Below are 12,573 nucleotides of genomic sequence, written 5' to 3' on the forward strand. Positions count from 1 at the left end.
TGATCGGAAAACTTACAGGTTATTGGCTATTGGATATAAAAGGAGAACCGTATGGGAAAGAATCAGGCAGTGGAGAAAGCAGAATACCTTGCAGAATCGATTGGCCGGATGGCGTATCAGGCGCTGCTTGAGGAAGTCTATACGGTTCCCAAACCGGGGCTTGTAGATCCGTATTCCTGTGGTGCCCACACTGATATGGATGTGCAGACCTTTGAAAGAAGTGCAGAGGCGTTGTATCCGTGGTTTGTCAGAATGGCATACCAGGGATATCAGCTGACCTGTACGCCGGAAGATCTTTTCCGTGAAATCCGTAAGACCGGAATGCTTGCGGAGGAAGCCATGTATCGGGCAACCGGACATGTGAATACACATAAAGGGATGATCTTTACCCTTGGAATATTCAGTGCGGCAGCGGGAAGATGTATCCAGGAAGACGGAACGGTTACTTTGCAATCCATCCTTCGGATGGAGCAGAAGATGACTGCCAGGATCTTAAGAGCCGAAATTGAGATGTTGGGAAAGGAACCTGCGAAAAGTAACGGTGAGAAAAATCTCGTACAATACGGGACTACAGGGATTCGCGGGGAAGCGCTTGCCGGATACCCATCTGTTTTTCATATTGCGCTTCCGGTACTGGAGGATGGACTTTTGCGGGGAATGGAGTGGAACCGGATCAAATTACAGATCCTTTTTGCACTGATGAGCCGGGTGCAGGATTCCAACATTTTATCGAGAAAGAATCCGTCAGTACTCTATCAGGTACAGATGGAAGCGATGCAGTTTCTGGAGAAAGGCGGAGCCTACTCAGAAGATGCGTTAGACAAACTGATCCGCATGGATGCGGATTATATAAAGCGTGGTATCAGCGCGGGTGGGTGTGCCGATCTACTTGCCACCTCACTGTTTCTTGCGATGCTGTGCAATAAAATTCCAAACGAGAACGGGGCAATCCTGAACCTCTTTCCAGTTGTAAAATAGAGCGTATAATAACTGAGAACGGGAATCAAATTTTCTGCCATGAATATGGACTGCACCAGACTGGTGAGGAATAAAAAAGATGACTTTTCACAAATGAGTGGGTGAAAAGTCATCTTTTTATTTCATAGGAAATTCCAAAGGAACTTCCTATGAAATAAAAGGCACTGCGTGCCGGAGATGCGCACTCGCACGAAGATGAAGAATGTCGCAAGCGGTCTACGCTCCGCTTCGGTCGTTGCTTAACGAGCGCCACTGGCGCTCAGCAACGCGCTCGGCGCGAGAATGTGCCGAGGCACATTCTTTCTTATTCATTAGGAGAAGATTCAGGATGGAGCCTCTTCTTGATGAAAAGGTCGTTTACGGAACAAAACGGTATCCCAGTCCGCGGATCGTCAGGATATACGCCGGATTCTGTCTGTCGTCCTCGATCTTACCACGAAGCCGGTTGATGTAGACCATGATTGCATTGTCATCAACGGCAACCGTATTGCCCCAGACATGCTCATAGATCATGTCCTTGGTGAAAACCTGCTGCGGATGCTTCATAAAGAGCAGAAGAAGTGCAGACTCCTTGGAAGAAAGGATAAGTTCTTCGCCATTTTTGTAAAAACGCATGGTTGTGGTATCATAGCTGAATGGACCGCATTCCAGAGTATCGGAATTGTCGAGTACCAGATTCTTGTTGCGGCGGATCAGTGCTTTTACTTTAGCACCAAGTACAAGCGGTCGGAACGGCTTGGTGATATAATCATCCGCTCCAAGTGAAAGCCCGTACAGAGAATCATAGTCTTCATTACGTCCGCTGACGATCATAACCGGAGTACTGATCCCCTGATTGCGAAGCCTTTTGATAACTTCAAACCCTTCCATATCTCCCAGCATGATATCCATAAGGATCAGGTCAAATGTATGATTTTTCAGGATGGACAGCGCATCCATGCCACAGTTTACTGTTGTTGTTTCTAGCTCATTGCTGTGCATTACTTTTTCCAGCAGCTTACAGATTGCCGGATCATCATCTACGATCAGTATTTTGTCAGCCATTGAGGCAACCTCCCAAAAGTAAAAATTTCAATAAATTTTTCATAAATTTTATATCTAATTTTCGATTATCCGCATAAACACTATACTTTCAAGTATTTTGAAGTATAGAAAAAACTCATTTTACCACGAATTTACCACGATTGAATGAGCCTTGATATGACCTATAAAATAACACCCAAAAGACATCATTACACCTAAATGGTGTCTTTTTAAAAAGCAGTCAATCCTAAAACTAACTGCTTTGTGTATATGGATATGAAATTGTAAACTAGAAGCTGTTTATTTTTTCTTTTTAGGTTTTGGCGTTGGTAGTTCATCATACATCACATCAAATAACCCCGTCAGAAAATCTTTATTATCAACTTCTTCCACCAATAACATTTCTTTGGCGTTTTCGTATGGAATTTCATAAGTAACTGTCGGCATATAAGAAATTGCAGACTTTGTTGGTTTTACAAGTAACCTATCATCATATATACCGCCAACGATTTTTCCACGATAATAAATAATAAATTCTCCCATCATTGCACGATATGTTATTTCTTGTAATTCTGATAATTGTTCTAAAACAAATTGTAAATAATCTTTACTTGAAGCCATTTCCAACCCTCCAATCTTGAATTTTATTATTCCAATGCTTTCTTTAAGTCCAGAACAAATTGCTTTTGTTGTTTTTTCAAATAGGTTTTTACAAAAGGTTTCATAAACCACTTTTTAGGTATCACATTTTCTGTAAAGTCTATTTGTGTTTCATTCCCTTTGTCTATAAAAACACCAATCCAATGACCTTTCATGTTGCTATTCTCCATATCAAATTCCCAGCGTTTATATGGTTCTGCAACGGTAACGGTAAATGTAGTAGCATATCCATTTTTTGTGTATTCAATAAATTGTTTGTCATTTATTATTTCTGTTTTGCTCAAATCACTTCGCCATGAGTTATATTTATCAACAGCTAAAACAATGTTCCAAACTTTTTGAATATCATTACTAATAATTGTATTTATATTTGAAATTGCCACTTTTTCATTTCCCCTTTTCAAACTGGAATTTGTCTTACAACAATTTATATATGCATAAAAAGCAATATATTTATGAAAACACCCTAAATCCAAAATCTACTCAATTCATTTTTCCTTACATAAAATGTTCTCGTATATTTCACTTCCTCACCAAGTGTTTCCCCTATCAAAACTTCAAAATCATTGATATCAAATTCTGGAAAGAATGTATCTCCATCTTCAATATTTAAATCTACTTCTGTGATATACATTTTATCTACTATTTGCAAAGCTTCCTTAAATAGTCCATATCCACCAGATATGTATACATCTCGTCCTTTAGCCAATAATAATGCATCTTCTAATGATTTAACTGAAACTAAATTATCTCCTTGATACTCTGTTGTGGTGGAAACAACAATATTCATTCTATTAGGCAACGGATGACCGATTTCTTCATAAGACTTTCGCCCCATAATAACCACATTACCCGTTGTTAACTCTCTAAATTGCTTTTGTTCTCCCTTTATTTTCCATGGTATATTACCATTCTTGCCTATAACATTATTCTTTGACCTCGCAACAATCAAACCTATCATCTATTTCATCCTCCATAATATGATGTCGTACCTGTGATTCCATCAAGTGCACCACATCTTAACAAACTCAAAATTATCTCGAACTAACCAGCTCGACAAATTCAAGTTTGTCGCTTTCTTCATATCCACATTATATCATTTTCATATCTGCACCACAATAAAATTTTATGCACCGATAATCTTACTGAACAGCTCTAACAAACACCATTTCATCACTCCAATCTGAAATTTAGGTATGAAAAAAGCAGTCAATCCTAAGACTAACTGCTTTGTGTATAGAGATATGAAATTGTGAAATAGAATTTGCCTATTTCAAATCAAAAAGAGAATTTTCATAGTCCTTTACATAGTATCGTATATTTTTACGCCCCTTTTGAATAATGGTATGTCCCTCTGCTTCTAATTTTTCTTTCTGTGCTTCAATACCATTTGGATATTTAGCATTTAATTCTCCGTTTGCTTTTAATGTTCTCCAATAGGGTGTTTCATCTTCGGAACGCTGATAACTCGCCCACGCTACAATAGAAACAAATATACCCGCTGTAATCGGCTCTGTAAAATCTGCACCACTCAATTTTGCAAAGTGTTCTCGTATTTTTCCAACCGTAATCACTTTACCATACGGAACTTTTTTCATTACTTTGTCATAGTCAATCGGGGGAGCAAAATACATTTTGTTTCCACCATATTTCTCAATACTTTTCTGGTCTATGATAATTTGAAATTTTGGCATATCCTTACTATCATGCAACATAGCATTAAAATCTTTTTTATCTTCATTTGCCATTTGTGCCACCTCCTACTTTAAGGATAGTCTGTTTCTTATTTCCATGCAATGAGGCTGTTTGAAAATTATTAACACTTTCAAATTTGTCGCTTTCTTCATATCCATATTATAACAGTTCCATATATCCGCCACAATAAAAATCAGCATACCCTTAGCATTTATGGAACAAAAATGCACACTTTTTCTTTCTTCCTCTTGATTACCCCACAACAGAAAAGAAAAAGCCCTGTCAAGAGCCTTGCCACCATTGGTGGTGCTTTGCACTCTTTACTGGGCTTTTTGTTTGCTGTATCTTCCATGCAAGAGGAAATTAAAGACCTCTGTTCCATTTCGCCTTTAGATAATCTTCATAGTCTGCTTCATTGAAGTCTACTTGTGGAGAAGTGTCGGGAATGTTGTTTCTGTTGTCTATATCCGCAAGCTGACGAAATATCCAATCATCATAAGGGTCATGGTATTTATACTCTTTGGGCTGTTCTCTGTATCGGTCTAACCCTCGCATTTCCTTATGTACTTTTATCATGCGTTCCAGTTTTTGACGCTGTATCAACTGCTTGATTTCCATAAGTTCTTCCAACTCCGTAACCTCATTGGTAATGTAGTTATGGATATACTGTATGAGTTTATATGCCTTGTAAAATGTGCATTCTTTTTCATCATCGAAAAATTCATTTTCAGACAGGTAATCTAAGGAAACATTGAAGTCTTGTTCCCGTTTGATAATATCCATGATATAGGGCTCGGTGTGGTCAATATACTTCCATTCTCCCGACAATAATTCATTGGGTGTTACTCCCAGCACGTCCATTATCTTTTCCAGCGTATCAAAGGTAGGATAATTCACGCCACGTTCAATCTTGGAAAGGCTCTGCATATTGATACCGATTTTGTCCGCAAGTTCCTGTTGTTTCATTCCTCTATGCTTTCTTATGGTCTGTATGTTCTCTCCTAAGAAACTGATTTTCTTTTCGTAATGCTCCATGACTTAGTATAAACACTCCTTTCATTGCTTTTCTTGGTATTTATAAGCATATCATACTTAATATATATCTAAAAGTCAACAAAAACTTCTTGACAAGTAATTCTAATGGCGTTATTATCGTATCAGATAGAGTGATTAAGCACGCTAGGGTCAATCACACGCTTGAGTAAGCATAGAAAAGATGTATTTTCATTTTGATAGCATGAATAAGCATAGACTATCAGACCGAAAATAAGGTTTCTGACTGGGGCTGTTCCGTTTAGCCACGAGCCTTACAAGGCTCGTGAGCGTTAAGAACGGATCAGACACAGGAAGAAAGGGAACGCCTTTAGGCGTTCATAAAGGGCGTATATGTAACACCGCCCTGCGTATACATGTCATAGTACCTAGAAACTGTGATAAATAAAGGAAAAAACACAATTTTTACCCCGCAAAAAAACGGGGCATACGAAAGGAGAAATGCACTATAACTACACACAAAAATTTATCCGTTAAGATTGATTACATCAGCATTGTATTTGAAACGGCAACCGCTGAAGATGTAATCATGCACATTTTAGATTTACCGACTGACATTTTCAATGTTTATCCAGCAACGATAAAATTCAAGACTTATCAGGCACGCTGGCAGATTGGAGATATTTATGTATCGGGGGACGCAAGAAAGACAGAGGACAACCCACAGGGGCTAGGCTGTTATCTTGTTATGACTGGCAGAGGTTGTGATGATATTTTCCGTATTCTCGACAGTAGGAATTATACCTTTGGGGATATGTTCCGACGCTGTGAGCGAAGATACGGACTGGATAATTTCCATTTCACAAGACTTGATATTGCCATTGATGATAAGAACGAAAAGCCATTCTTTACCATAGAGCAGATAAAGAAGAAATGCGAAAAAGAGGAATTTATTTCTAATAGTGAGGGCTACCACTTTGACGAAAGCAAGTTTGATGATTTCGACACTGCAAAGACTGTTTATATTGGTGCTGGTAAATCGGGATTGTCCTACCGCTTTTATGACAAAGATAAGGAAGTCTGTTCAAAACATAATAAGACACTTGATGAAGTCGGCAGTTGGAAACGGACAGAAATGCAACTGCGAGATGATAAGGCTCATGCTTTTGCCATGACATTCAAAGACAGACCGCTGGAACTTGGGGAACTGGCTTTCGGGCTATTGGCAAACAACCTACGCTTTGTCGTGCCAAACAGAAATGAAAGTAATAAGAGCAGATGGAAAACGTGTCGGTTTTGGGAACGCTTTTTAGGGGCTATGGAAGTCTTAAAACTGCAAGTACCGAAACTACATAATTCTCTTGAGGAAACACAGCAATGGCTCACAGAGGGTGGCGTGATTTCCGCTGTGAAAAGTTTTTACTTCTTGGAAGAACATGACGCATTAGGTGGACTGGAAAAAGTGGGAACTATGCTTGATAAGGCAAGATACAGCAATTCCCTTTCCAGTAAACTAACCGCCCACTTACAGAGGATAGACCGCACCGATCTTATCCCCTATATCCAATATAACACGAAACATGGGAAAGGGGGTATCTGATGAATAACAACGATATTCCCGTATGGGAAAAATACACCCTTACCATTGAAGAAGCGTCAAAATATTTCCGTATCGGAGAAAACAAGTTAAGACGATTGGCAGAGGAAAACAAGGACGCTGGCTGGCTCATTATGAATGGCAACCGCATACAGATTAAACGCCGACAGTTTGAAAAGGTCATTGACAAATTGGACGCAATCTAATGCAAATGAGCCTTGTATGTGTTATGATGAATACAAGTCATATCAAGGCTCTTTCCAACAAGGAAAGGAGCAGACACCATGAAAGAAAAAAGACGGGATAGCAAAGGACGTATCCTGCATACTGGAGAGAGCCAACGAACAGACGGGAAATACTTATATAAATATGTGGACGCATTTGGAAACACAAAATATGTGTATGCTTGGAGATTGACACCCACAGACCCGACACCAAAGGGAAAACGGGAAAAACCCTCACTTCGTGAACTGGAACAGCAGATAAGACGGGATATTGAGGACGGTATCGACAGCACAGGCAAGAAAATGACGCTTTGCCAACTCTACGCCAAACAGAACACACAGAGGGCAAACGTGAAGAAGAGCACACAGAAACAACGGGAACAGCTCATGCGGTTATTGAAAGAGGACAAGTTAGGTGCTAGGAGCATTGATACGATAAAACCCTCTGACGCTAAGGAATGGGCGTTACGCATGAAAGACAAAGGCTTTTCCTATAACACCATTAACAACCATAAACGCTCGTTAAAAGCGTCATTCTATATCGCCATACAAGACGATTGTGTAAGGAAAAACCCTTTTGATTTCAAGTTAAGTGAAGTTATAGAAAATGATACCAAAGAGAAAGTCGCATTGACAGAGGAACAGGAACAAGCCCTACTCTCATTCATCAAGGCGGACAATGTGTATCACAAGTATTATGATGATGTGCTGATACTGTTAAAGACAGGACTTCGTATCTCGGAACTGTGCGGACTGACAGTAGCCGATATTGATTTCAAGAATGAAGTTGTGATTATCGACCACCAGTTATTAAAGAGCAAGGAACAGGGCTACTATATTGAAACGCCTAAGACAAAAAGCGGAGCAAGGCAAGTGCCATTAAGCAGAGAAACGATACAAGCATTTCAACGGGTTATGAAGAAACGCCCAAAGGCAGAACCATTTGTGATAGACGGACGGGGCAACTTTCTATTTGTAAATCATAAAGGCAAGCCCAAAGTTGCGATTGATTACAATATGCTTTTTGTCCGTATGGTAGAGAAATACAACAAGCACCATAAGGACAATCCCTTGCCACATATCACACCGCATACACTACGCCATACGTTCTGCACAAGGCTGGCAAGTAAGAACATGAACCCAAAAGATTTACAGTATATCATGGGACATTCAAACATCAGTATCACAATGAACTGGTATGCTCATGCGTCCATAGATACTGCAAAATCAGAGGTTCAGCGTCTAATCGCATAGAAGTATTTACCACGATTTTAACCACGCTTGATAGCGAAAATATAAGAAGATAGACCTAGATATGTGAGGTTTACAACAAAAGCAAAATGCCCGTAGAGCCGATAAAATAAGGCTTTACGGACATTTAAGAAGATATAAAAAGATAGTCAAAAAGACATATATAATTTCTATACAACTTATAAAAAACATTATAATATTAGAAAGAGAACAAGTCAATTGATAACAAACCGGGGACGAGAATATATGAAGAAAAACAAAAAGACACTGATTGCTGCGATTCCACTTTTTTTAATCGTAATTCTTGTATTTGCAGGATTTGGTGTCTGGAAAAAGTACAGAGATACTTTGATGCAGAACCAGGAGGAACAGATGCTCCTGACAACCAGAATCCTGAGTGAAAATATGGCGATGTCCACAGAGGAATATGAGGAAAGTTTAAGCTTTCTTGCAAAAACAGCAGAGAACAGACCGCAGGATGAGGCAAAACAACTATATCGGGAATTTATAGACACACAGACCAGTTTTATCACGAATCTGTACCTGGAAGACGAACAGGGAAAGCTTTCAGAGAGTGTCAAGGATGTACAGATTGTAAGTTCACAGCTGCTCACTCAAAGCTCGGCAAAGAATAGCATTTATATGGAAAAAGATACAGGTGGGAAAATCTATAATGTATATAAGCGTGTTTTGAAGGATGGGAGAAAGATCTGTCTGATGATCGATGCGGAAAAATATTATCAGAAACTGATTTCGGGAATTCACATCGGAACGAATGGATACATTGTTGTCAAAGATGCAGAAGGAACGATCATCATGCATCCGAAGAAAGAACAATGGGGAATTCCGGTTATTGCAGGAAGGAAGAAAATGTATCCAGATCTGGATTACTCCAGTCTGGAGAAGATGATTGAGGATCAGAAGAAGAGAAAAGAAGGTATTTCTCATTATTATTCGTATTGGTGGACAAATGAAAAACGTCCGAGAGTACAGAAAATCAGTGCATATTCTCCGGTTCAGATCGGAGACAGCTTCTGGGTAGTCAGTGCGGTGATCGACTACGATGATCTGTACGAACCGATAGCTGAAGGTTTCTTGAAAATGGTATGTATTTTTGTTGGTATTTTGTTGGCTGCCGGTATTGCGGTTGTCTTATTTGGCAGAGTGATGCGTGATATGAGAAGAGCTGTGCGGGAGATCAATGATCTGAAAGAACTGAATGAGCAGTTGGAAAAAATGCATCGGAGCGAGCAGAGTATCGCACATCAGCAAAGACTTCAGATCATGGGAACTATGACAGGTGGTATCGCACATGAATTCAATAATTTTCTGACTCCGATCATGGGATATGCAGAGCTTCTGATGATGGAACTTCCGGAAGGATCAGAAGAACAGGACAGTGCAAAAGAAATTTATGAGGCTTCGGAAAAAGCAAAGGATGTAGTGCGCCAGATTTCGTCCCTGAGTCGAAAGAATGTAGAGACCGTTTATAAAAATATTTCGATAAAGAAATTCATGACGCGTGCAGAAAGGATGATGGAATCTGTCTGTACGCCTCTGATCCATATGGAAAGTGAGTTTTGTGTAGATGATGAAATGATCCTTGGAAATGCGACACAGCTGAACCAGGTGCTTTTAAATGTCTGCGTTAATGCGGTGCATGCGATTGGAAAAAATCAAGGAAATATCAGAATATCCTGCCATTCAGAAGAAAAAGAAAAACTGGCTCAGGGAGTGATTGAAAAGCTTTCGGATGTATGGAAAAAATATATCCATATCCAGGTGAAAGATAATGGGTGTGGAATGGATAAAGAGACGCTGCGTCAGATTTTTGATCCATTTTTTACAACGAAAAAAGGGGGAGAGGGTACCGGACTTGGACTGGCACTTGCGGAGCAGATTATTACTTCACATAAGGGATATATTTATGCAGAGAGCAAAAAAGGAGAAGGAAGTACCTTTCATATCTACCTTCCGGTACTGGATACAGAGCATATGCCACAGATTGTGCAGAATATTCCCAGAAAGGATTATCGGATCGTGGTGGCAGATGACAATGCAAAGGTATTGCAGCTGCTGAAAAAGAATTTTGAGAAGATCGGGATCCAGATTCAGACCTGTATGAAAAGAGAAGAACTGCAAAAATGTCTGGAACAGCAGGAGGCAGATGTACTGGTAGTAGACGAGACGATGGAGGATTGCAGTGGAGTGGATTTCTGTATGTCGCTTGCAGGCAGATATCCGGACATGCTGAAGCTTATTATTATTGATGGAGTCAGCCGTGAGGTGGCAGAGGCCCGGCAGAAAGGAATCATTGACGGATATGTAGAAAAACCGGTATCGGATACCGCAATTCTCGAGGCAATTCGGAATCGTGCCAGCCAGCCGATATAAGAAAAAAGACGCAGATATCTGTAAGGTGTAAGATAAGACAAACCCAACCTTAATACTTTTAAAGATTTACCTTAACAAAATGTAAGGAGGAATCTGTAAGAGTGTAAGGTTGGGTTTTTATAATGGAATCATCAAATAAATGGTACGAAAAAGTACCCGTACAAAAGGAAGGAGAAAATGCCATGAGTGAAGCAATGCTTGCCTTATTGGGATTTGCAACCATCATTATTGTGATTGCGTTGCTCTTAAGAAATGTAACGGTACCGGCTCTTGCATTTGTCAGTGTATCAACTGTAACAGGTGCGATCCTTGTAGCAACCGGAACATTTACGATTGAAGAAATGGGGGAATTTGTAACAGCTGGTGTAGCCGGAGTACATGGTACTGCAGCACTGTTTATCTTCTCTGTACTTTTCTTTGGAATTATGACAGATGTAGGAATGTTCGACAAGATCATCAATGCATTGATGAAGAAAGTCGGAAGTAATGTAGTCGGTGTTGCCATGATGACCTGTATCATTGCTATGATCGGACATCTGGATGGAGGCGGTGCCTCTACATTCCTGATCACAATTCCGGCAATGCTCCCGGTTTACAAACGTCTGAATATGAGACCGACAACTCTGATGCTCATCTGTGTATCTGCAATGGGTGTAATGAACCTTCTGCCATGGGGCGGACCGACAATGCGTGCGGCTACTGTCCTTGGAATTGAACCAAATGCACTGTGGAAACAGATCATTCCAATGCAGGTTGTAGGTATTTTTATTGCACTTGGAACAGCATTTATCTGGGGAAATATCGAAAAGAAGAGAGGTGCAGGCACTTCTTCAGCAGAAAAGATCGAGTATGGCGGAATTGAAGATGAAGCCGTAACAGATGATGAAAAGAATGAGCTTGCAAGACCGAAACTCTTTGTGTTCAATGTAATCGTAACACTGGTAGTGATCGTAAACCTGGTTCTTGCAAAGGTACCGTCTTACTATATCTTTATGGTAGGATGTGCAGTAGCACTTTTTGTAAACTACCCGGGTGCAAAAATGCAGGGTAAGATCATTAAATCCCATGCAGGTCCGGCACTTACCATGGCATCTACGATTCTTTGTGCAGGTGTATTTCTTGGAGTGATGCAGCAAACAGAGATCATGACTCATATGGCTAATGTACTTGCAAATGTAGTTCCACAGTCTATGGGAAGATTTTTACCGCTTATCGTAGGTCTGGTATCTGTACCGCTTACACTGATGTTTGATACCGATTCCTTCTTCTTCGGAATGCTTCCGGTACTGATCGGAATCGGAAACGAATTCGGTGTAAATCCGGCACATATTGCCATTGCAATGGTTGTTTGCCGTAACTGTGCAACTTTCATCAGCCCGGTTGTTCCTGCTACTTTCCTTGGAACCGGACTTGCCGGTGTGGAGATCAAAGATCACATCAAGAACAGTTTCTTCTGGATCTGGGGTGTAAGTATTATCTGTCTGATCTCAGGTATAATTCTTGGAGTTATCAAATTCTAGTTAGATAAATAAAAAGATCCTGTATTTCATGTGATTTGTACATGGAGTACGGGATTTTTTTGGATATGCATATAAAATGGTCTGATGATTGAAATGCAACGAAAGTACTCGAAAATGTTATGCAGGGTATAAGATTTCAGGAAAATGTGATAGAGTTATTTTACTTCGATTTAGTTCTAAAATCGAAAAAGTATCTAATTAACCATAATCAGAAGGTATCTCATTTTCGGTGCTCAAT

12 protein-coding genes are annotated in these 12,573 nt (G+C 40.0%); 6 read left to right on the forward strand and 6 right to left on the reverse strand.

Annotated elements, in window-relative coordinates; translation table 11 throughout:
• The first annotated feature begins 51 nt into the window (after positions 1 to 51).
• Positions 52 to 978, forward strand: coding sequence for a triphosphoribosyl-dephospho-CoA synthase CitG (gene citG, locus PGU50_RS01625; RefSeq protein ID WP_270246032.1), 927 nt, complete (start codon positions 52 to 54; stop codon positions 976 to 978).
• 357 nt (positions 979 to 1,335) lie between these two features.
• On the opposite strand, the gene PGU50_RS01630 is transcribed toward citG, so the two are convergent.
• From PGU50_RS01630 to PGU50_RS01655, 6 genes are all read right to left on the reverse strand, one after another.
• Positions 1,336 to 2,022, reverse strand: coding sequence for a response regulator transcription factor (locus PGU50_RS01630; protein ID WP_008371972.1), 687 nt, complete (start codon positions 2,020 to 2,022; stop codon positions 1,336 to 1,338).
• Positions 2,023 to 2,301: 279 nt separating this feature from the next.
• Positions 2,302 to 2,622 carry a TfoX/Sxy family protein gene (locus PGU50_RS01635; RefSeq protein WP_004612621.1) on the reverse strand — a complete coding sequence of 107 codons (321 nt, stop codon included), beginning with the start codon at positions 2,620 to 2,622 and terminating at the stop codon, positions 2,302 to 2,304.
• Positions 2,623 to 2,648: 26 nt separating this feature from the next.
• A complete protein-coding gene (locus PGU50_RS01640; RefSeq protein ID WP_010775277.1) occupies positions 2,649 to 3,044 on the reverse strand; it encodes an SRPBCC family protein in 396 nt (131 codons plus the stop codon).
• An 83-nt stretch (positions 3,045 to 3,127) separates the two neighbouring features.
• Positions 3,128 to 3,622 carry a trimethoprim-resistant dihydrofolate reductase DfrF gene (gene dfrF / locus PGU50_RS01645; protein ID WP_002322211.1) on the reverse strand — a complete coding sequence of 165 codons (495 nt, stop codon included), beginning with the start codon at positions 3,620 to 3,622 and terminating at the stop codon, positions 3,128 to 3,130.
• A gap of 307 nt (positions 3,623 to 3,929) precedes the next feature.
• The gene (locus tag PGU50_RS01650) at positions 3,930 to 4,409 is read right to left on the reverse strand and encodes an MGMT family protein (RefSeq protein ID WP_002322212.1); all 480 of its coding nucleotides are present in this window, start codon (positions 4,407 to 4,409) and stop codon (positions 3,930 to 3,932) included.
• Between the two features lie 310 nt (positions 4,410 to 4,719).
• Positions 4,720 to 5,391, reverse strand: a complete 672-nt coding sequence (locus tag PGU50_RS01655) for a helix-turn-helix domain-containing protein (protein ID WP_002322214.1) — start codon at positions 5,389 to 5,391, stop codon at positions 4,720 to 4,722.
• 496 nt (positions 5,392 to 5,887) lie between these two features.
• Between PGU50_RS01655 and PGU50_RS01660 the strand changes: the two genes are divergently transcribed.
• The 5 genes from PGU50_RS01660 (at position 5,888) to PGU50_RS01680 (ending at position 12,335) form a co-directional block, all read left to right on the forward strand.
• Positions 5,888 to 6,949, forward strand: a complete 1,062-nt coding sequence (locus PGU50_RS01660; protein WP_259317195.1) for a replication initiation factor domain-containing protein — start codon at positions 5,888 to 5,890, stop codon at positions 6,947 to 6,949.
• Positions 6,949 to 7,152 (forward strand): excisionase, encoded by a 204-nt coding sequence (locus tag PGU50_RS01665; protein WP_002610247.1) that lies wholly within the window; start codon positions 6,949 to 6,951, stop codon positions 7,150 to 7,152. The genes PGU50_RS01660 and PGU50_RS01665 overlap by 1 nt, the downstream gene beginning before the upstream one ends.
• A gap of 78 nt (positions 7,153 to 7,230) precedes the next feature.
• Positions 7,231 to 8,424 (forward strand): site-specific integrase, encoded by a 1,194-nt coding sequence (locus tag PGU50_RS01670; RefSeq protein WP_009243571.1) that lies wholly within the window; start codon positions 7,231 to 7,233, stop codon positions 8,422 to 8,424.
• Positions 8,425 to 8,667: 243 nt separating this feature from the next.
• Entirely contained in the window at positions 8,668 to 10,815 is a 2,148-nt protein-coding gene (locus PGU50_RS01675) for an ATP-binding protein (RefSeq protein WP_117555684.1), read from the forward strand.
• A 182-nt stretch (positions 10,816 to 10,997) separates the two neighbouring features.
• Complete coding sequence (locus tag PGU50_RS01680) at positions 10,998 to 12,335, forward strand: CitMHS family transporter (RefSeq protein WP_055157528.1); 1,338 nt, start codon at positions 10,998 to 11,000, stop codon at positions 12,333 to 12,335.
• Positions 12,336 to 12,573: the final 238 nt, after the last annotated feature.

Origin of the sequence: Coprococcus sp. AM11-30B (assembly GCF_027674365.1) — a bacterium.
GTDB lineage: Bacteria > Bacillota > Clostridia > Lachnospirales > Lachnospiraceae > Allocoprococcus > Allocoprococcus comes.

What these genes read in the sequence shown, in the direction of transcription:
- citG (WP_270246032.1), top strand. Translation starts at nt 52, where the DNA reads ATGGGAAAGAATCAGGCAGTGGAGAAAGCAGAATACCTTGCAGAATCG.
- PGU50_RS01630 (WP_008371972.1), bottom strand. Translation starts at nt 2,022, where the DNA reads ATGGCTGACAAAATACTGATCGTAGATGATGATCCGGCAATCTGTAAG.
- PGU50_RS01635 (WP_004612621.1), bottom strand. Translation starts at nt 2,622, where the DNA reads ATGGCTTCAAGTAAAGATTATTTACAATTTGTTTTAGAACAATTATCA.
- dfrF (WP_002322211.1), bottom strand. Translation starts at nt 3,622, where the DNA reads ATGATAGGTTTGATTGTTGCGAGGTCAAAGAATAATGTTATAGGCAAG.
- PGU50_RS01650 (WP_002322212.1), bottom strand. Translation starts at nt 4,409, where the DNA reads ATGGCAAATGAAGATAAAAAAGATTTTAATGCTATGTTGCATGATAGT.
- PGU50_RS01655 (WP_002322214.1), bottom strand. Translation starts at nt 5,391, where the DNA reads ATGGAGCATTACGAAAAGAAAATCAGTTTCTTAGGAGAGAACATACAG.
- PGU50_RS01665 (WP_002610247.1), top strand. Translation starts at nt 6,949, where the DNA reads ATGAATAACAACGATATTCCCGTATGGGAAAAATACACCCTTACCATT.
- PGU50_RS01670 (WP_009243571.1), top strand. Translation starts at nt 7,231, where the DNA reads ATGAAAGAAAAAAGACGGGATAGCAAAGGACGTATCCTGCATACTGGA.
- PGU50_RS01675 (WP_117555684.1), top strand. Translation starts at nt 8,668, where the DNA reads ATGAAGAAAAACAAAAAGACACTGATTGCTGCGATTCCACTTTTTTTA.
- PGU50_RS01680 (WP_055157528.1), top strand. Translation starts at nt 10,998, where the DNA reads ATGAGTGAAGCAATGCTTGCCTTATTGGGATTTGCAACCATCATTATT.